This window comes from Rhizobium sp. BR 249, assembly GCF_047445895.1.
Classification (GTDB): domain Bacteria; phylum Pseudomonadota; class Alphaproteobacteria; order Rhizobiales; family Rhizobiaceae; genus Rhizobium.
This window is the reverse complement of record NZ_JARWKX010000011.1, coordinates 1-19,690: the sequence shown is the minus strand read 5'-3', so window position 1 is coordinate 19,690 and position 19,690 is coordinate 1. Positions and strand designations below refer to the sequence as shown.

At 62.6% G+C, this 19,690-nt stretch carries 19 protein-coding genes; 10 read left to right on the top strand and 9 right to left on the bottom strand.

Annotated elements, in window-relative coordinates; genetic code table 11:
- Positions 1-2: 2 nt before the first annotated feature.
- The 5 genes from QD408_RS12330 to QD408_RS12310 are packed head-to-tail and all read left to right on the top strand — an operon-like array spanning position 3 to position 6,240.
- Entirely contained in the window at positions 3-1,415 is a 1,413-nt protein-coding gene (locus QD408_RS12330) for an amidase (protein ID WP_414139500.1), read from the top strand.
- Entirely contained in the window at positions 1,412-2,944 is a 1,533-nt protein-coding gene (locus QD408_RS12325; RefSeq protein ID WP_414139578.1) for an ABC transporter ATP-binding protein, read from the top strand. The genes QD408_RS12330 and QD408_RS12325 overlap by 4 nt, the downstream gene beginning before the upstream one ends.
- Positions 2,934-3,983, top strand: coding sequence for an ABC transporter permease (locus QD408_RS12320; RefSeq protein ID WP_414139499.1), 1,050 nt, complete (start codon positions 2,934-2,936; stop codon positions 3,981-3,983). Before QD408_RS12325 ends, QD408_RS12320 begins: the two co-directional genes overlap by 11 nt.
- Complete coding sequence (locus tag QD408_RS12315; RefSeq protein ID WP_414139498.1) at positions 3,980-4,924, top strand: ABC transporter permease; 945 nt, start codon at positions 3,980-3,982, stop codon at positions 4,922-4,924. Before QD408_RS12320 ends, QD408_RS12315 begins: the two co-directional genes overlap by 4 nt.
- A 26-nt stretch (positions 4,925-4,950) precedes the next feature.
- A complete protein-coding gene (locus QD408_RS12310; protein ID WP_414139497.1) occupies positions 4,951-6,240 on the top strand; it encodes an amidohydrolase family protein in 1,290 nt (429 codons plus the stop codon).
- Here the strand turns inward: QD408_RS12310 and QD408_RS12305 are convergent.
- Entirely contained in the window at positions 6,234-7,025 is a 792-nt protein-coding gene (locus tag QD408_RS12305) for a class I SAM-dependent methyltransferase (protein WP_414139577.1), read from the bottom strand. The genes QD408_RS12310 and QD408_RS12305 overlap by 7 nt on opposite strands.
- 147 nt (positions 7,026-7,172) lie before the next feature.
- On the opposite strand from QD408_RS12305, the gene QD408_RS12300 reads away from it, so the two are divergent.
- The gene (locus tag QD408_RS12300) at positions 7,173-8,039 is read left to right on the top strand and encodes an alpha/beta fold hydrolase (RefSeq protein WP_414139496.1); all 867 of its coding nucleotides are present in this window, start codon (positions 7,173-7,175) and stop codon (positions 8,037-8,039) included.
- Positions 8,040-8,111: 72 nt separating this feature from the next.
- Here the strand turns inward: QD408_RS12300 and msrA are convergent, their stop codons facing one another.
- The 8 genes from msrA to QD408_RS12260 all read right to left on the bottom strand — a co-directional run bounded on the left by msrA (position 8,112) and on the right by QD408_RS12260 (position 16,007).
- Positions 8,112-8,621 (bottom strand): peptide-methionine (S)-S-oxide reductase MsrA, encoded by a 510-nt coding sequence (gene msrA / locus QD408_RS12295; protein WP_414139495.1) that lies wholly within the window; start codon positions 8,619-8,621, stop codon positions 8,112-8,114.
- A gap of 78 nt (positions 8,622-8,699) precedes the next feature.
- Positions 8,700-9,533, bottom strand: a complete 834-nt coding sequence (locus QD408_RS12290) for an inositol monophosphatase family protein (RefSeq protein WP_414139494.1) — start codon at positions 9,531-9,533, stop codon at positions 8,700-8,702.
- 109 nt (positions 9,534-9,642) lie between these two features.
- The gene (locus tag QD408_RS12285) at positions 9,643-10,713 is read right to left on the bottom strand and encodes an ABC transporter ATP-binding protein (RefSeq protein ID WP_414139493.1); all 1,071 of its coding nucleotides are present in this window, start codon (positions 10,711-10,713) and stop codon (positions 9,643-9,645) included.
- Positions 10,710-11,537 carry a carbohydrate ABC transporter permease gene (locus QD408_RS12280; RefSeq protein ID WP_088682624.1) on the bottom strand — a complete coding sequence of 276 codons (828 nt, stop codon included), beginning with the start codon at positions 11,535-11,537 and terminating at the stop codon, positions 10,710-10,712. The genes QD408_RS12285 and QD408_RS12280 overlap by 4 nt, the downstream gene beginning before the upstream one ends.
- Positions 11,534-12,436 carry a carbohydrate ABC transporter permease gene (locus QD408_RS12275; protein ID WP_064696656.1) on the bottom strand — a complete coding sequence of 301 codons (903 nt, stop codon included), beginning with the start codon at positions 12,434-12,436 and terminating at the stop codon, positions 11,534-11,536. Before QD408_RS12275 ends, QD408_RS12280 begins: the two co-directional genes overlap by 4 nt.
- 328 nt (positions 12,437-12,764) lie before the next feature.
- Entirely contained in the window at positions 12,765-13,997 is a 1,233-nt protein-coding gene (locus QD408_RS12270; protein ID WP_414139492.1) for an ABC transporter substrate-binding protein, read from the bottom strand.
- Positions 13,998-14,058: 61 nt separating this feature from the next.
- A complete protein-coding gene (locus QD408_RS12265) occupies positions 14,059-14,961 on the bottom strand; it encodes a sugar phosphate isomerase/epimerase family protein (protein WP_414139491.1) in 903 nt (300 codons plus the stop codon).
- Positions 14,962-14,972: 11 nt separating this feature from the next.
- Positions 14,973-16,007, bottom strand: coding sequence for a Gfo/Idh/MocA family protein (locus tag QD408_RS12260; RefSeq protein ID WP_414139490.1), 1,035 nt, complete (start codon positions 16,005-16,007; stop codon positions 14,973-14,975).
- Positions 16,008-16,143: 136 nt separating this feature from the next.
- Between QD408_RS12260 and QD408_RS12255 the strand changes: the two genes are divergently transcribed.
- The 4 genes from QD408_RS12255 to QD408_RS12240 all read left to right on the top strand — a co-directional run bounded on the left by QD408_RS12255 (position 16,144) and on the right by QD408_RS12240 (position 19,342).
- The gene (locus tag QD408_RS12255; protein WP_414139489.1) at positions 16,144-17,187 is read left to right on the top strand and encodes a substrate-binding domain-containing protein; all 1,044 of its coding nucleotides are present in this window, start codon (positions 16,144-16,146) and stop codon (positions 17,185-17,187) included.
- Between the two features lie 62 nt (positions 17,188-17,249).
- Entirely contained in the window at positions 17,250-17,501 is a 252-nt protein-coding gene (locus tag QD408_RS12250; RefSeq protein WP_414139488.1) for a type II toxin-antitoxin system Phd/YefM family antitoxin, read from the top strand.
- Entirely contained in the window at positions 17,501-17,923 is a 423-nt protein-coding gene (locus QD408_RS12245; RefSeq protein ID WP_414139487.1) for a type II toxin-antitoxin system VapC family toxin, read from the top strand. Before QD408_RS12250 ends, QD408_RS12245 begins: the two co-directional genes overlap by 1 nt.
- Before the next feature lie 201 nt (positions 17,924-18,124).
- Complete coding sequence (locus QD408_RS12240; RefSeq protein WP_414139486.1) at positions 18,125-19,342, top strand: SfnB family sulfur acquisition oxidoreductase; 1,218 nt, start codon at positions 18,125-18,127, stop codon at positions 19,340-19,342.
- Positions 19,343-19,690: the final 348 nt, after the last annotated feature.

Here is a 19,690-nt window from a genome sequence, read left to right as displayed (position 1 = left end):
TCATGCAGGGCGACGCGACCGAGCTGGCGGCAGCGATCAGGCATGGCAGCCTGAGCGCTGCGGAAGCGATGCAGATCTCTCTTGAGGCAGCCGCGCGGCACGAGCCGCTCGGCGCGATCGCCTATATCGATGCCGCCATGGGTCTCGCCTCGGCGAAGGCTTGCGACGGGGAGCGGCTAAATGCGCCCGATCAATTTGTCGCCCGGGCCTTTGCCGGCGTGCCGGCGCTGGCGAAGGATCTTGGCGGTCCCTTTGCCGGGCTGCCGGTGACGGCGGGTTCCCGCCTCTTCGAAAGAAAGGGCGGCGAAGCCGATTCCGATCTTGCCTCCCGGTTCCGCGACGCCGGCTTCTGCCTGTTCGGCCTGACGACGAGCCCGGAATTCGGTCTTTCGCTTGCCAGCGAACCGGCGATCGGGCCGGTCTGCCGCAATCCGCTCGATCCGGAGAGAACCGCCGGCGGCTCCTCCGGCGGCGCGGCGGCAGCGGTTGCGGCCGGGATCGTCGCGATTGCCCATGCCACCGACGCCGGCGGCTCGATCCGCGTGCCCGCCGCCTGCTGCGGCCTTGTCGGACTGAAGCCGACACGTGGCGCCATGCCAGGCGGACCATCCTTCGGCAACCATCTCGCCGGCATCGCGAGCGAACTGGCGGTCTGCCGCTCGGTGCGGGATACGGCGCTGATTTTCGACCGGCTGAGCGGCAATTCGCGCGGACCTGTTCCGGACCCCTCCCCTGTCGATATCGACAACGGCCGTTTGAGGATCGGCCTGCTGACCGATACCGGGCCGGCTTACCCGACTGAGGGTAGCCGGCTTGCCGCAGTCGAAGACGCGGCGCGCATGCTTGAAAGCGATGGACATATCGTCGTTCCACTGGCCTGGGCCGACTTCGAATGGAGTGTCGCCGCCAGCAGCCGCGCCTTTGCAGACATCGTTTCCGTCAACCTTTCCGCACTCATCGAGGCGGCGGCTCTTGAGGAGAGTCGGGCCGAGCCTCTCACGCAGGCTTTCGCGGCGCGCGGGCGGGCGCTGTCGACGACCATGCTCTGGAACACGTTGAACGATGCCGTCCTGGTGAGCCATCGTCTCTGGGCGCTGTTCGACAGGGTCGATTGCATCCTGATGCCGATGCTTGCTTCCGCGCCGCTTGCGATCGGCTCCTTTCCGTCCGATCATGTCGATACGGATCTGCATCTCGAACGCATGGCGGCATTCGCGCCGCTTGCCTGCCTCGCCAATATTTCGGGTTTTCCTGCTTTGACTCTCCCTTTCGGACAGGATCAACAGGCCATGCCGCTGCCGGTGCAGCTCATGGCGCCGATGAGCCACGAGCCGCGCCTGCTGTCGCTTGCCGCACGCCTGGAGGCCGAGGGGCGATGGCAGCACCGCTTTCCGGTGGTGGGATTGCCGTCATGACCGGGCCTGTTCTGGAAATTATCGGTGTCAGCAAACGCTTCGGCGACAATCTTGCCAATGACGATATTTCCATGACGCTCGCCAGGGGCGAGATCGTGGCCCTGCTCGGCGAGAACGGTGCAGGCAAGACCACGCTGATGAGCATCCTTTTCGGCCACTACATGCCGGATGCCGGCCGAATTCTGATCGAGGGCGTGGAGGCGCCGCAGGGCAAACCGCGGGCGGCGATCCGCGCCGGGGTCGGCATGGTGCACCAGCATTTCTCGCTCGCTCCCAATTTGACCGTTCTCGAAAATGTCATGACCGGCACCGAAAAACTGTGGTCCTGGCGTTCGGCAACGTCAGCGGCGCGTAAGAAGCTCCTGGCCATTTCAGAGCGCTTCGGCCTCACGGTCGATCCCGACGCCCGGCTTGGCGACCTGTCGGTCGGCGAGCAGCAGCGGGTGGAAATCCTCAAGGCGCTCTACAACGACGCCCGCATCCTGATCCTCGACGAGCCGACGGCGGTGCTGACCAATATCGAGGCCGAGCGGCTGTTCACGACACTGAAGGAAATGGCCCGCCAGGGCCTGTCACTGATTTTCATCTCGCACAAGCTCGACGAGGTGATGGCCGCGGCCGACCGCATCGTGGTCCTGCGCGGCGGCAAGATGGTCGCCGAACGCAGGGCATCGGACACCAGCAAGGCGGAACTCGCCGAACTGATGGTCGGGCGCCGCGTGACGCGGCCCGTGCGCGAGCCGTCGGCGCCCGGGGCCATCGCCCTCGAAGCGGACGGCGTGACGGCGCGCACCGGCGGCGTCGACCGGCTGAAATCGATCAGCTTTCGGCTGCACCAGGGCGAGATCCTCGGCATCATCGGCGTTTCAGGCAATGGCCAGGCGGCGTTGGCGCATCTTCTGTCCGGCACGCTGGCGCGCAGTGGCGGCGACCTCAAGCTGTTCGGGGAAGCGGTCGGTCATCTCGGCGTCGCCGATGTCGTCGAAGCCGGCATCGGCCGTATTCCGGAAGATCGCAACCATGAAGGCGTGATCGGAGAAATGGCGATCTGGGAAAACGCCGTCCTGGAGCGTATCGCCTCGCCGGCCTTCTCGCGCCGTGGTTTCGTCGACCGCAAGGCCGGCATGAGCTTCGCCAGGGAGATCATCGACGGGTTCGACGTTCGCGGCGGCGGCCCTGCCATCCGCACCCGGCTGCTTTCCGGCGGCAATATGCAGAAGCTCATTCTTGGCCGCAGCCTCTATCGGCGGCCGCGCATCCTGATTGCCGCGCAGCCCGCTCGCGGCCTCGATGAAGGTGCAGTTGCCGCCGTGCACGCTCGCCTGCTCGAAGCGCGTCGGCAGGGGACCGCCGTGCTGCTGATCTCGGAGGATCTCGACGAGGTGATCGCGCTTGCAGACCGCATACAGGCGATCGTCGGCGGCCGTCTGTCGCCGCCGGTCGAGGCCGATGGCGCCGACGCCCGCAGGCTGGGCCTGATGATGGCCGGCGAATGGCAGGAAACCCCAGAGGCCCACGATGCGATTTGAGCGCCGGGAGCACCGCCCGCTTTCCCTACTGATATTCACGCCCGTCGTCGCGGTCATTGCGGCGCTGGCGTTGGCCGGCATCCTGATCGCGATTGCCGGCGCGCCCGTTCTCGATGCCTATTGGCGCATCCTGACCGGCGCCTTCGGCTCGCGGCTCTCGGCGACCGAAACGCTGACGCGGGCGACGCCGCTGATGCTGACGGGGCTTGCTGCCGCCGTCGCCTTCCGGGCGCGGCTCTGGAATATCGGCGCCGAGGGTCAGTTCTATCTCGGCGCCATCGCCGTTGCGGCGGCAAGCTCGAAACTGCTGGGCAATCTTCCCGCGCCCATCCTCATTCCGCTCCTGCTGCTGATCGGCGCCATTGCCGGCATGGTGCTGATCCTGGTTCCGCTGTGGCTCAGGCTGCGCTTTTCCGTCGACGAGGTCGTCACCAGCCTGCTCCTGAACTTCATCGCCGTGCTTTTCGTGTCAATGCTCATCGATGGCGTTCTCAAAGATCCGCTCGCCTTCGGTTGGCCGCAGTCGCAGTCCGTCAGCGATCACGCCATGCTGCCGAAGCTGATCGCCCGCTCGCGCCTGCATATCGGCTTTGCGATCGCGATCGCTCTTGCCGTCGTCGTCCATTTTGTCCAGTCCCGCACCGTATTCGGCATGCAGTCCCGCGCCGCGGGCCTCAATCCTGCCGGCGCTGTTTTCGCAGGCGTGCCGCTCGGCAGAACGCTGGTGAAGGTCGCCTGCCTCTCGGGTGGGCTTGCGGGGCTCGCAGGCGCGATCGAGGTGATGGGCGTCAAGGGTTACGTGACGACCGATCTGTCGCCCGGTTTCGGCTATGCGGGCATCGTCGTCGCCATGCTCGCCAACCTCAATCCGCTGGGTGTCGTCTTCGCCGCTATTTTCACCGCCACCATGTTCGTGGGCGCGGACGGCATGAGCCGCGGCCTCGGCATCCCGACCTATATCGCCGACGTCACGGTGGCGCTGTCGCTGCTGACGATGCTGATCGCGTTGTTCTTCACTCAGTACAGGATTCGGCGATGATGCAGCTGTTCGATATCATCGCCTCCGCCGGGCTCTGGGCGGCAATCCTGCGGATCGCCACGCCGCTGATTTTCGGCACGCTCGGCGCTCTTCTGTGCGAACGGGCGGGCGTGCTCAATCTCGGCATCGAAGGCATCATGACCTTCGGCGCGATGATCGGCTGGCTATCCGTCTATCACGGCGCCGATCTCTGGACCGGCCTGCTGATTGCCGCGGTGGCCGGCGGCGTCTTCGGCCTGCTGCATGCGGGGCTGACGGTGACGCTCGGCCTCTCGCAGCATGTCGCCGGTCTCGGCGTCACGCTCTTTGCGTCGAGCTTCAGCTATTATGTGTTCCGGCTGATCGTGCCGCTTGCCAATACGCCGCCCACCATCGTGCCGTTCCAGCCGATCGCCATTCCCGGCCTCCCGACGCTGCCTTTCATCGGCCCGGCCTTCTTCACGCAGACCGCGCCGACCTATCTCGCGATCCTGATCGCGCTCTTGATGGCCTATATCATCTTCCGCACACCCGTGGGGCTTGCGATCCGCATGACCGGCGAGAACCCGCATGCGGCGGAAGCCCAGGGCGTCAATCCGATGAAGGTGCGTTACGGCGCGGTCATCGCCGGTAGCGCGCTGATGGGAATGGGCGGCGCCTTCCTGACCTTGTCGGCATTCAACAGCTTCTTCCCGACCATGGTGCAGGGGCGTGGCTGGATCTGCATCGCGCTCGTCGTCTTCGCCTCCTGGCGGCCGGGCCGCGCGCTTTTCGGCGCCCTGCTCTTCGCCTTCTTCGATGCTTTCCAGCTTCGGCTGCAAACCGTGCTGAGCGGGCTTGTGCCCTATCAGCTCTTCCTGATGACGCCCTATATTCTCTCCATTGCCGCGCTTGCCGTCATGGCCCGCCGCGCCCGCGTTCCGCAGGCGCTGATGCAGCCCTACCGCCGCGGCGAGCGCTGAGACCATCCACATCCAACGAGGCTCCGATGTTCGATCTGATCGTCAGAAACGCAAATCTCCCCGATGGCTGCACCGGCATCGATATAGGCATCGAGGGCGATAGGATCATCGCCGTCGAGCCCAATCTCCAGGCGCAGGCGGGCGAAGAAATCGACGCGACCGGCAGACTGGCCAGTCCGCCTTTCGTCGATCCGCATTTCCATATGGACGCCACCCTGTCGCTCGGCCTGCCGCGCATGAACGTCTCCGGCACACTGCTCGAAGGCATCGCGCTCTGGGGGGAGCTGCGCCCCATCGTGACGAAGGAAGAGCTGGTCGACCGTGCGCTGCGCTATTGCGATCTGGCAGTGACGCAAGGCCTGCTCTTCATCCGCAGCCATGTCGATACCAGTGATCCCAGGCTGGTGACGGTCGAAGCGATGATCGAGGTCCGCGAAAAGGTGGCGCCCTATATCGACCTGCAACTGGTCGCCTTCCCCCAGGACGGCTATTATCGCTCGCCGGGCGCGATCGATGCGCTTAACCGGGCGCTCGACATGGGCGTCGATATCGTCGGCGGCATTCCGCACTTCGAACGGACGATGGGCGAAGGGACGGCCTCGGTCGAGGCGCTCTGCCGCATCGCCGCCGATCGCGGCCTGCCGGTCGACATGCATTGCGACGAAACCGACGATCCGCTCTCGCGCCATATCGAGACGCTGGCGGCTGAGACCATCCGCTTCGGCCTGCAGGGACGCGTCGCCGGCTCGCATCTGACCTCGATGCACTCGATGGACAACTACTATGTCTCCAAGCTCATTCCGCTGATGGCGGAGGCCGAGATCAACGTCATCCCCAATCCGCTGATCAACATCATGCTGCAGGGCCGGCACGATACCTATCCGAAACGCCGCGGCATGACCCGCGTGAGGGAATTGATGGATGCCGGGCTGAACGTTTCCTTCGGGCACGATTGCGTCATGGATCCGTGGTATTCGATGGGATCGGGCGACATGCTGGAGGTCGGCCATATGGCGATCCATGTCGCGCAGATGGCCGGCATCGAGGACAAGAAGAAGATCTTCGACGCCCTGACCGTCAATTCGGCGAAGACTATGGGGCTTACAGGCTATGGCCTGGCGAAAGGATGCAACGCCGACCTGGTCATCCTTCAGGCGAGCGATCCGCTGGAAGCGCTGCGGCTGAAGCCGAACCGGCTGGTGGTGATCCGCCGCGGCAAGGTCGTCGCCCGCTCGGCGCCGCGCATCGGCGAGCTTTTCCTGGACGGGCGTCCGGCCCGGATCGACGGCGGCCTGGATTATGCACCTCGCTATTGAGACGCGTCGACGCCTGCGCGGCGAGCAGTGATGATCCAGGCGCTGGAGTCGAACAACACGCCCTCCGGCGTCATATACGTCGCCAGCAAATCGCGCAGACGCTGTAGCGGTTTGCCAGGCGGTTCATCGGTGCGCGCGAGCGCGTCCTTCACAAGATAAAGGCCGGCGAGCGCCTCGGACGCCGCATCGACGTCTGGTCCATAGAAGACCGGCTCTCGCACGTCGGCAAAGTCGATCGACGTAAAACCTGCGGTGCTCAAAAGGTCCTTCGCAGTGGAAGGATCGCCAAGCGAAAACGGATTGGGACCACCTGCCGAAACCGCAGTTCCGGGCGCCAGGGCCTGCCGGATGGCGCCGGACCACTCGTTATGCTCCCGGCTTTGCCATACCATCCACACAAGGCGCGCGCCCGGACGCATCGCCCTGCCGATATTGGCAAAGGCGGCTGCCGGATCGGCAAAAAACATCACGCCGAACCGGCTGATGCAGAGATCGAAACTGGCAGCTGGAAAGGGATTGAATTGCGCGTCTGCCTGCTCGAACACCACGTTTCGCAAACCTTCCGCAGCACTCCGTCGCCTTGCGACTTCGAGCATCTCAGCTGATGTATCCACCCCGACCGCTTCTCCTTGCGTCGCGGCACGGGCGGCCTCGCGCGTCGTCTGTCCCGCGCCGCAGCCGATATCGAGCACTCGGTCATTCGGGCCAACGCCGGCAGCAATTCGGAGATGCCGATTGTGTCTCGCCAATTCCGCGTCGTAAAAGTCGGCACGATCTAACGCCATGACACTCGCTCTGCTTTGTTCGAGGATCAATTCTCAGTCTGATGCGTGGAGGGGTTTCGCATGCCAAATCCCTCAAAACAGATTGCATATTAGGATCAGTTATGCAAGATGAATACTAGTTGCAAACTGCAATCGGAAAGATGAGGCATGGAAATGACCGGGTCAACTCTCGTCGCAGAAAAGATCGTCGCATTCGAATATACGCAACTGCACACCCAGGCCTTCGGCGATCCGGCCCACCCGCCCGTGTTGTTGATCATGGGAGTGATGTCTTCGATGCTGTGGTGGCCGGAAAGGTTCTGTGAGGAACTCGCCGCCCAAGGGCGCTACGTCATCCGCTACGACCAGCGCGACACCGGCCTTTCCACGTGTTACCCGCCGGGCGAGCCGGACTATTCGTTTAGCGATCTGGCCAACGATGCCATCGCCGTTCTCGACGGTTATGGAATTGAAGCCGCGCATCTGGTGGGCATGTCGATGGGCGGTTTCCTAGCGCAAGAGGCCGCATTGCGCCATCCTCGGCGGGTGCGAACACTCACCGCGATCAGTTCGTCGCCGCTTGGAGTCGACGGCCTGCCTTCTTCGACCAAAGCTTACATGGAACATTCCGCCGCTGCCGAAAGTCTCGACTGGTCGGATCTTGAAGCCATTGCCGATTTCCTGCGCCGCGATTCAGCCATGCTGGCCGGCACCAGGCATCCGCACGATGCCGAGGCGGCGGATGCCCTCATCGCACGCGACATGGGCCGGGCCGCGTCCTTTGTCAGTGCGACCAACCATTTCATGCTGTTGAGCGAGGATAGCGCCGCCACGCTGCATGCGTCGCGCATCGACGTGCCGGTTCTCGTAATCCACGGCACATCAGACCCGCTATTCCCGATCGAGCACGGAGAAGCCTTCACCCGTGTCACGCCGACCGCCCAGTTGCACCGGATTGTTGGCGGCGGGCACGAAATTCACGATCGGGACATCGACGAAATGGTGCGTGTCATCGCCGATCGCACGGGGTTCTGACCCGCCTGCTGAGCGGCGTGCGCGCCATGCATGCCGGCATTGTCTCCGGCATGCATGCATGCACGAATTGGGTCAGGCGATCTTCTGGCGGGCCGGCAGTTTCCAGCCGGGCCGGACGAAGTGGCAGGTGTAGCCGTTCGGAATCCGCTCCAGATAATCCTGGTGCTCGGGCTCGGCCTCCCAGAAATCGCTCACGGGCACGACTTCCGTGACGACCTTGCCGGGCCACAGGCCCGATGCATCGACATCGGCGATCGTATCGCGCGCGACACGCTCCTGCTCTGGGCTGGTGTAGAAGATCGCCGAACGATAGCTCGTGCCGACGTCGTTGCCCTGGCGGTTGCGCGTGCTCGGGTCGTGGATCTGGAAGAAGAATTCGAGGACTTCCCGGTAGCTGATCCTTGAGGGATCGAAGATGATCTCGATCGCCTCGGCATGAGTTCCGTGGTTACGGTAGGTGGCGTTCGGCACATCGCCGCCGGTATAGCCGACGCGGGTCGAAATCACGCCATTATATCGGCGGATGAGGTCCTGCATGCCCCAGAAGCAGCCGCCGGCGAGCACTGCACGTTCTTCGGTCATTGGATGTCTCCTTGTTTGCCAGGAGATAGTGTCTCCTGCCGTCGATTTCCATATGGTGGAGCCGGCAACTGCGCCGGCTCACGCGTTGACGAGGAAGCCTTCCTTGAGCCAGGGATGCAGCGCCTTGCTGGCCGCAAGGATATCGCCGCGCCCGTCGACTGCCGCGCCGGAAAAACGGGTGACGATGCCGCCGGCCTCTTCGACCATCAGCGCCGAGGCGCCGAAATCATGGATCGAGAGCCCGTCCTCGAAGAAGCCATCCAGCCGACCGCAGGCGACATAGGCGATCGACAGCGCCGCAGAGCCCAGGCGGCGCACGCCTGCCGTATTGGCCATCAGGCGTTTGATGGCGTCGAAATAGGTTTCTTCCGAAACCGCCTTGACCTGGCCGGGGATCGGCAGCCCGGCGCCGATCAGCACGTTCTCGATGTCGGCGACATCGGCGCAGCGGATGCGCTCGCCATTGAGATAAGCGCCGCCGCCGAGCTCGGCGCTGAAGAGCTCGTCCTGCATGGCGTCATAAACGACGCCGGCCACCAGCCTGCCGCCTTCGGCAATCGAGATCGTCATGCCGAAATGCGGCATGCCCCAGGCGTAATTGGTCGTGCCGTCGATCGGGTCGATGTAGATGATCGGCGTTTCCGGCCCGCCCGTGCGGTTGCCGACGGCTTCCTCGCCCTGGATGGCATAATCCGGAAAGGCCTTCAGCATTTCATCGACGATGATACGTTCGACCGCGACGTCGATCTCGGTCTGGTAGTCGCGCGGCGCCTTGGCGAGCATTTCCCCGGATGTCCGCCGCCGGAGAGAAGCCCGGGCCGTCTCGCCCGCCTTCAACACCGTTTCGGCAAGCACGATGAGGCGGGATGACGCGTTCGGGGAAAGGCGCGCTGATATCGGGGAGGATGTCATGTGGAAAATCCGGATGCTGCAGATATGACGAAGTGAATCGTGCGGAGCCACTCCCTTCGCAGAGACCGGTGATGGTTTTATGAAGCTGCCCGCCCTCGAATGACGGGTGTTATATCAGGCGCTCGGTCGATGCGTCAAAGAGATGGATTTGGGTCGGGTCGACCGAAAGTCCGATCATCTCTCCTGGCCTGACCTTGTCGCGCCGCGTCTCGACGATCGTCAGTTCCGGCTGGGTCGCCGCGACGATGAAGGTCGAGGACCCCGTCGATTCGACGAAGGCAATCGGCACGTCGAAGCTGCCCTGCCCGGGTGCGACCACCTCGATGTGCTCCGGCCGAATGCCGGCGACGAGCTTGCGCCCCGGCTCGACGGCGCGTGCGATCGCAAGCTTCTGCTTCACCGCGCCGAAATCCAATGTCAGGCTCTTTCCGTCTTCCGCAGCGATGGCGGGAATGAAATTCATCGCCGGCGATCCGATGAAGCCGGCGACGAAGCGGTTGGCCGGCCGGTCGTAGAGATCAAGCGGCGCGCCCTGCTGTTCGATGATGCCGTCACGCATGACAACCACATGATCGGCCATTGTCATCGCTTCGACCTGGTCGTGCGTGACGTAGACGAAGGTCGCGTTCAGCCGGTCGTGCAGCGCCCGGATTTCCTTGCGCATGTGGACGCGCAACGCTGCGTCGAGGTTGGACAGAGGCTCGTCGAACAGGAAGGCCTTCGGGTGGCGGATGATGGCGCGGCTCATGGCGACACGCTGGCGCTGGCCGCCGGAAAGCTCGCGGGGATAACGCTTCAGAAGATGCGAAAGACCTGTCGTCGCCGCCACGTCCTCGGCCGCCTTCTTGGCTTCCGCCTTGGCGACGCCGCGGATGCGCAGGCTGTAGGTTAGGTTTTCCTCGACCGTCATATGCGGATAGAGCGCGTAGGACTGGAAGACCATGGCGACGTCGCGCTTGCGCGGCGGCACGCCGTTCATCAGCTCGCCGGCGATCCTGAGGTCGCCGGTCGAGATGCTTTCGAGGCCGGCGAGCGAGCGCAGCAGCGTGGACTTGCCGCAGCCGGACGGGCCGACGAGTGCGACGAAAGTGCCCTTGGCGATCGAAAGGTCGATATTCTTCAGGGCATGAAAGGCGCCGTAATATTTGTTGACGCCGCTGAGTTCGATCTGCGTGGTCATTTCAGGGCTCCAGAGGTGAGGCCGGACACGATGCGGCGCTGCAAGAGAACGAAGATGGCAAGGATCGGCGTCACATACATCGTGGCGTAGGCCATGATGTTGTTCCACTCGTTGGTGTTCGGCCCCATGAAGGAGTTGAGGCCGACGCTTGCCGGCTGAAGCTCGGCCGCCTGGATCATCGACTTCGAATAGACGAATTCGCCGAAGGCCTGCATGAAGATCAGGATGGCGCTGACGAGGATGCCGTTGCGGGCAAGCGGCAGCACGATGTTGAAGAAGGCGCCGACACGTGAATTGCCGTCGACGAGGGCCGCCTCCTCCAGCTCCTGCGGAACGCTCATGAAGGTGGCCCGCACGAGGACGACGAAGAAGGGCATGCTCTTGGCGGCAATCGCGATGATCACGGCGAGGCGCGGATAGGAAAGCAGGCCGATCTGCGAGAAGCCTACGAAGATCGGCGTGATCATCAGCGAGGCCGGCAGAACCTGTAGCATCAGGATCAGGAACAGGCCGATATCCACCCAGACGTTGCGGTATCTCGCGAGCACATAGGCGCAGCCGACGCCGAGCACGGTGATGAGCGCCATGGCGCCGAGCGCAATGAGCAGCGAGTTCCACAGATAGCGGCCCATGTCACGGCTTTCCCAGACATAGGCGTAAGTGCCCCATTGCGGCGCTGAAGGCCAGAAGCTCGGCGGTGTCGCGAACATCTCCGAGCCGCTCTTCAGCGCGGTGATGTACATCCAGTAGAGCGGGAAGAGATAGATCGCTGCCATGACGATCGATATTGCCAGCATCAGGCGGTCGCGGTTCATCGATCTCATCCGCGCACCTCATGGCGTGTGGAGCGGACATAGACGACGGATGCGAACATGACGAAGACGATCATGATGACGGAGATGGTTGCGCCCTTGGCGAAGTCGTATTGGCGGAAGGAAAGATCCCACGCCCAATATTGTGTGACATTAGACGAATTGTTCGGTCCGCCCGAGGTGATCGCGGCGAAGAGATCGAATTGCTGCAGGGTGAAGATCAGGCCGAGCGCGATGATGGCGCCGATCGTCGAGCGCATCATCGGCAGCGTGATCGTCCAAAAGCGCTGCCAGACATTGGCGCCGTCGAGTTCGGCCGCTTCGTAGAGATCGGCGGGGATGCCGGCGAGCCCGACGGAAAGCAGGATCATGTTGAACGAGGTGCCAAGCCAGATGTTGGCGATGATCACGGCATAAAGCGAATAATGCGGGTCGGAGCGCCAGAAGATATTGCCTGAAATGATGCCGCTTTCCCTCAGGATGAAATTCAGCACGCCGAAATCGCCCGAGAGAATCCAGTTCCAGATGGCGCCGACCACGAGGCCCGGCATCACCCAGGAGACGAGAAACAGACCGCGCATCCACGAGGCGCCGGGAAAATTCACCCAGAAGAACAGCGCCAGTCCGAAGCCGATCAGGAACTGGCCGGCGATCGAGCCGGTGACGAAGATAAGGGTGTTGTAGAGGATCGGCAGCGTTTCCGGCTGCGCGAAGAGGTCGGTATAATTCTTGAAGCCGACGAAGGGGCGCGAGAAGGTGCCGAGGCTGAACATGTCGACCTCCTGGAAGCTCATCACGACATTGTAGATGAGCGGCAGTCCCGCCATCAGGAACAGAAAGCCAAGCGGGAAAGCGACCAGCACGATATCGAAGCCGCGGCCGTCCCTGACGCTCGTCAGTATCCTCTTCATGGGTCCTCCGATATCCCGAACGGGGCCGCCTGACGCGTGATGCGGGACGGCCCCTGCCGGGAGGAAATGGTTTGATGGCTGGTGCGCCATCGGTGGGTGAGCCGTTGCCCCCAGCGGGGAGAAGGTGGCCCGCAGGGTCGGATGAGGGGGCGCCGAGTTCAGTGTTTGCTGCTCTTCACTTGCGCTCAGAACGTTCGTCGCTTCGCTCCTCGCCTCCCTCATCTGCCCGTTGGGCATCCGTACCTGGGTCGAGCCGCGTGTCTCGCCCCGTCCTTCGGCCCCCCGCTGGGGAGAAGAGGAGAGCAAGCGGCTCATTCACAGCCAGTAATCAGCCAAGTACAGCCTTGATTTTATCCGCGGCCTGATCAAGCGCGTCCTTCGGGCTCATCTGGCCGGTCAGCGCCGCCTGGATGGCATCCTGGATCGCCTTGGAGATCTTCGGCCATTGCGGATGGGGGCCGCGCGGCTTGGCGTATTTCAGCTGTTCGAGGAAGACCTTGAGGGCGGCATCCTTCAGCGGCTGGCCGCTTTCGGGGATCGAGATGTCGGAACGGGCCGGAAGCTGGCCGAAGTTCTTGAACATCTTGTCGTCCTGCGAGGCGAAATATTCGAGCGCCTTGAAGGCTTCGGCCGGATGTTTGCTGGTGGCGAAGATCGCCCAGTTGAAATCGCCCATGGCCGAGGAGCGCTCAGCCCCTTCCTTGGGAACCGGAAGCAGGGTAACGCCCCAGTCGAATTTCGCTTCCTGCACCATGCGGTCGAGTTCCCACGGGCCGGAGATCGCCATGGCGGCATTGCCGGAGTTGAAGGTGCCGGTCGAATCCCACTGGCCGCGCGTCAGACTATCGGGAGAAGCGAGCTTCTCGTCGATGATCGTCTTCCAGATTTCGAGTGCCTTCACCGAGCCATCGGCATTGATGTGCTCGTAGCTGCCGCCGCCCATCTGGGCCCAGGGAAGGAACTGGAAGGTGCCCTCCTCGTTGGCCTTGGCCGAGAAGGCGAGACCGTAGACGTTCTTGGCAGGGTCGGTCAGCTTGCGCGCATCCTCGACCAGCTCGTCCCAGGTCTGCGGCGGCTTGTTCGGATCGAGACCCTTCGCCTTGAACATGTCCTTATTGTAGTAGAGCGCGATGGTGTTGGTCGCCTTCGGCACGCCGTAATATTTGCCGTCCCACTCGACCGATTTCAGCGGACCGGGGAAATAATTATCCGGCTTGATGACGGTCGACTTGGCGATCATGTCGGTGAGATCGAGGAAGGCGCCGCGCGACGAAAAGAGCGCATGCTCCGGATTGTCGACGGCGATGATGTCGGGCGCCTGGCCGGTGGCATAGGCGCGCATCGCCTCGGTGACGACGTCGTCGAACTGGATCAGCCGGTATTCGATCTTGATGCCGTTGTTCTGGGCATTGAATTCCTTGACGAGGTTCGGCGCCGGCTGGGTGTCCTTGTCGAGCGACCAGAGCGTCAGCGTGACGTCTTCGGCCTTGGCCGAAAGACCGAAGAGCGAGACGCCTGCCAGCGCCAGAGCGCCGAGAATTGCATATTTGCGGATAGCCATGGTTCTCCTCCTTTGTGGTTATCCCCGTTTCCGGCAATCCTCCTTGCCGGAAACGATATCATCAGGCCGGATCGACGACGAATTCGCCGCCCCGGGCATGCTTGAGATGGTTCAGTGCGTAGACCTGACCAGTCATTTCGAGTTCGTCGCGATAGACCGGATCGTGCCAGCCTTCGATGTCGATCGAGCCCGACCAGCCGGCAAGGCGCAGCTCGGAAATGATGTCGGTCCAGTTGCTGTCGCCGAAGCCCGGCGTGCGCATGAAGACGAATTTCTCCTTGCCGAAGATGCCGTGCTCCTTGATGACCTCCCAGCGGATGGTCGCGTCCTTGCCGTGGACGTGGAAGATTTTGTGTGCCCATTTGCGGATCTGCGGCATGGGGTCGATCAGATAGACCATCTGATGGCAGGGTTCCCATTCGAGCCCGATATGGTCATCCGGCGTCTCGTTGAAGATCAGCTCCCAGGCATCGGGATTATGGGCGATGTTCCAGTCGCCGCTCGCCCAGTTGCCATCCATGGCGCAATTCTCGAAGGCGATCTTGATGCCCTTGTCGGCAGCGCGTTTGGCGAGCTCGCTCCAGATCTCTCTGTAGCGCGGCAGGCTGTCGGTCAGCGGCTTGCCGCGGACGCGGCCGGTGAAGCCGGCAACGCAGGTGGCGCCGAAATGATGCGCATTGTCGATGCAATCCTTCCAGCCCTGCAGCGTCTCGAGATCGATTGCGCTCTCTTCGAGCGGGTTGCCGAACATGCCGAGCGTCGAAATGGTGATGTCGCGATCGCCGATCGCATCGAGGCAGCGCTTGCCGAGCTCGGCGAGGTTCTGCCCCTTGGTCGTCTGCCAGAAGAAAGGTTCGAAGCTTTCGAAGCCGAGGTCGGCGATCTGGCCGATGCGGACGGCGGCATCGCCCTTGTTGCCGCTGACCATGGTGCCGATGCGAATGGATTTTGCAGGGTTGCTCACGTCACTTCATCCTATGCTGAAATTTCGATGCGTCGGCCGGTCCTGGCGCTTTCGATCGCGCCGAAGACCATGGCGAGGCTTCTGATATTGTCGGAATTGACGGTCTCGGGCTGCTTGCCGGTGCGGATCGCCGCGATGAAATCGGCGATGACGCTGGCATGGCCGTGGGTTTCCTCGTGATGCTCCGGACCGGGAACGTTTACGGAAGCAAAGCCGCGCAGAAGGCCGGGCTCGTCGCCGGCGACGGCGGCCTTGAAGCTCTCTTCGCCGTCCCAGGTGAGCATTCCCTTCGAGCCGACGAGACGCCACTGGCTTTCCCAGCTGGTGCGCTCGCCTTCGGCGCACCAGGAACCGCGATAGGTGAAGACGATGTCGTCGGAAAATTCGAAGATCGCGTTTGCCGAGGCGCCGTGCCGATACCAGGAACCCTTCGGGTTGCGCTCGACGCAATAGACGGCGAGCGGCTTCCTGTCCGCGACGTAACGGGCGGCATCGAAGGTGTGGATCGCCATATCGAGAAGCAGCACATTGTCCATCTCCTCGCGAAAGCCGCCGAAATGCGGCGCGAGGAAGAAGTCGCAATGAATGGCGGTGAGCTCGCCGATCGCACCGCTGTCGACGAAACGGCGCAGGCGCCTGACGCCCGAAATGAAGCGACGGTTCTGGATGACAGCATGGATGCGGCCGGTCTCTGCGGCGAGATCGATCAGGGCGGCGCCTTCGGCCAGCGAGGCCGCCATCGGCTTTTCGCTGAGCACGTGGCAGCCGGCCTTGAGCGCGGTCGAAACGACATCGTATCGGGCGGACGGAATGACGATGTCGAAGACGAGATCGGCCTTCGTGGCAGCGATGACGTCGGACAGGTCGGAGCCGATGACGGCGCCTTCCAGACCGAACTCGGCGGCGAGCTTTTCCGCCGTTTCCCGGTTCAGGTCGACGAGGCCGACGATGGCGATGGAGTCGGCGAGTTGAGGGTTGGACGCGATGGCGCGCAACCAACCTTTGGACATAGCTCCGCACCCGCACAGAATGGCACTGAATTTCACGATTTCCTCCGAGGGAATGGCGCCAACTCTCCTCGTGACACGCATCCCGTAAACGTTTACGAATGTAGGCGGAAACGTTTTGGGATGTCAATAGAGGCGGAACGCGAAAGTGCCAACCGGAGGAAAATCGCCAGCCATGAAAGGGATTCGCCTGCTTGCCGAACACCTCGATATCTCGATCGGCACGGTCTCCCGTGCGCTGAACGGCAAGCCCGATGTTAACGAGGAAACCCGCCGGCGCGTGCTGGCGGCGGCGGCGGAGCTCGGCTATGTCGCCAATCAATCGGGGCGAAGCCTCCGGCAAGGAGAGACGAAAGTCATCGGGCTGATGATCGAATCCAGCCAGGAAGCGGTCGAAAATGCCGATAACTTCTTCCTCGGCGTCACCAGCGGCCTGCAGCATGTCTTTGCCCGCCACAAGCTCGACCTTCTCATACTTCCCTGCCCGGCCGGCGAAGACCCGTGCGAATATCTGAAGCGCATGGTGGCGCGGCGTGTCGTCGATGCGATGATCATCTCCAATACGCAGCGTATGGATCGGCGCATCGATCTTCTCTCGCGGGCAAAGATCCCCTTCGCCGCCGTCGGCCGCAGCCGTTCGGCCGGCAATTACCCCTGGGTCGATCTCGATTTCGAGGGTGTTGCGGAACGCGCTGTCGAAAGGCTGGTCGCGCGCGGCCATCGCCGGATCGCGATCACTGCGCCTTCGAGCGAAGTCAACCTCGGCTACGTCTTTGTCGAGAGCTATCGCCGCACGCTCGAACGGTACGGTATTCCCTTCGACCCGTCGCTCGTCATCCGTGTCAAGTCGAGCGAACAGGGCGGCTATCAGGCGGCACATGAATTGCTGCAGCTTGAGGATCGGCCGACCGCGGTCATCCTGATCTACGAGCTGATGGCGATCGGCCTTTACCGCCGGCTGATGGAAGCGGGCATCCGGATCGGCCGCGACCTTGCAGTGATCGGCTTCCGCGATGCCCCACGCGCACGCTTCCTGCAGCCCTCGCTCAGTTGCTTCCGCATGTCGCTCTACGATCTCGGTATCGCGCTCGGCCAGACGCTTCTCGCCAACATGCCGGCCTATCGCGCGTTCTATCCGGATGGTGGCCGCAACATCATCTGGCCGCTGGAGCTGGTGCCGGGAGAAAGCGACGCGTTTGAGGTCGGAGCCTCGGCCTGAGCGTATTGTAAAGCCGAAATGATGTAGTATATTTTCTGCTTAATGTAGTATGGAACTTTTCGATGAAAATGTCCTTCATGACCAGTGCCGCCTTCAACCAGAATCCGAGCAAGGCGAAAAAGGAGGCAAGCGAGCGGCCGCTCGTGATCACCGATCACGGTGAGGCAGCCTATGTGCTGGTGAGCTATGCCGAATTCCAGGCGAACTGGAGGGCGTCGAAGACCCTCTTTGCGGCATTACGTGATCCCCAGGCGGATGACCGGGAGTTCGAGCCCGAACCGCTCGGCTTTGGCAACCGGACTGTCGAGTTCTGATGGTTTTCCTGCTTGACACGAATGTCGTCTCCGCCGCGCGCAGGATTGAGCGGCACGCTCAGGAATTCCAGGATTTCATGAAGGCGTTTTCCGTTGCAGAGGCCTATCTCTCGGCGGTCACGATCATGGAAATCCAGTTCGGTATAGCGCGCGAGCGGGCAAGAGACCCGGGTTTCGCTGGGGAGCTCCGCCGCTGGATGGATGAGATCGTGCTGCCGGAATTCCACGGCCGCATCCTGCCTTTCGATATGGCGACGGCAAGCCGGGCCGGCTTGCTGCCGACTGCGGACAAGCGCCCCTCCGCCGATGCGATGATCGCCGCCACGGCACTGGAACACGGGCTGAAACTGGTTACGCGTAATGTCGCCCATTTCATCCCGCTTGGCGTCGAATGCATCGATCCCTGGCGTTTTGCCGGCTAGCAACGTTCACGCCAGCAACTGAGCGCTACCCTAAAGAATGCACGCTGATCTCGTCTGGTGCCTCAGTGCGTTCTCCTAATCGCGCCAGCCGGAGGCCGGTAAGCAAACACTTTTTATTTTCTATCCCATCTATAGAATTTGTACTCTTATCTCGACGTGCGATTTCTTTCACCGATAGCATCCTCAGAATTGGAGGCATCGATGAACAGCGTGTTGAGGCAAACAGACCAGATCCGGCCCGTGGCCGCTCGTATCGACAGCGAGGAGGAGGCGATCGCCACCGCCCGCAGGCTGGCGGCGCAATTTGCCGCGCGCGCCGCCGATCGTGACGCCGATCGGATCCTGCCTTTCGCCGAACTCGACATCCTCGCGCAGTCAGGACTTCTGGCAATCACCGTGCCCTCGCAATATGGCGGGCTCGATGTCTCGAACGCCGTCCTGGCCGAAATCACCGCGATCCTGTCGGAGGCGGACGGCTCGATCGGCCAGATCCCGCAGAACCATTTCTACATTCTCGAAGCCTTGAGAACCGATGGCAGCGAGGAGCAGCAGCGTTATTTCTTCGGCCGCGTTCTGGCCGGCGACCGTTTCGGCAATGCGCTTTCCGAGCGCGGCACCAAGACGGTCGGTCACTACAATACGCGCATCACCCGCGATGGGCCGGGCTACCGGATCAACGGCCGCAAGTTCTATTCCACAGGCGTCCTCTTCGCCGACTGGATCACTGTCTTTGCACTCGATGCGGAGGACCGGCTGACCATGGCTTTCGTGCCGAAGGGCACCGAAGGCGTCGAAATCGTCGACGACTGGGACGGCTTCGGCCAGCGCACCACCGGCAGCGGCACGACGATCCTCGATAACGTCTATGTCAGCGCCGATTCCGTGGTCTTCCATCACAAGGGCTTCGAACGGCCGACGACGATCGGCTCGGTCGGCCAGATCATCCATGCCGGTATCGATCTTGGCATCGCGCGGGCGGCCTTCGCCGAAACGCTTGAGTTCGTCAGGACCAAATCGCGCCCCTGGATGGATAGCGGCCTCGACCGAGCCTCCGACGATCCGCTGACGATTGCCAAGGTCGGCCAGATCGCCATTCGGCTGGAAGCCGCGGCGGCTCTCGTCGAGCGGGCCGGCCACAAGGTCGATGCCGCGCAGGTCGAGACGACGGAGGAAAAGGTGGTCGAAGCGACGCTTGCCGTCGCCGCCGCCAAGGTGCTGACGACAGAGGTGGCGCTGGAGGCGTCCAACACGCTCTTCGAGCTTGCCGGAACCTCGTCCGTGCAGGCCAGCCTCAATCTCGACCGTCATTGGCGCAATGCCCGCACCCATACGCTGCACGATCCCGTGCGTTGGAAATACCACGTTGTCGGCAACTACCATCTGAACGGCGTGACGCCGCCGAAGAACGGCGCACTCTGAAATTTCAGCCTGTTCAAACGGAAACCCCACCGCCGACGGTGGGGCTGCTGACAAACCACTGCAAAGCCCGCGACGTCATCCTCGGCCTTGTGCCGAGGATCTGCTCCGGCCCAATTAAGTGACTGAAACTAACGTTTTCTGCCCGACAATTGCCGTGGTTAGATGCTCGGCACAAGGCCACTGGTGTCCGGTTTAAATTTGGTGGACAAGGCGCACGGTGTTGATTCTACTCGTATTCGGATGTTTGGCGACAATCCCGGACACGAAAGAGGGGCAACACCGTGCGGCACGAGAATAGCGTCTTTCATGATCTGTTGAAGCGAATTCCGTGGGCGGCCTTCGAAAGAC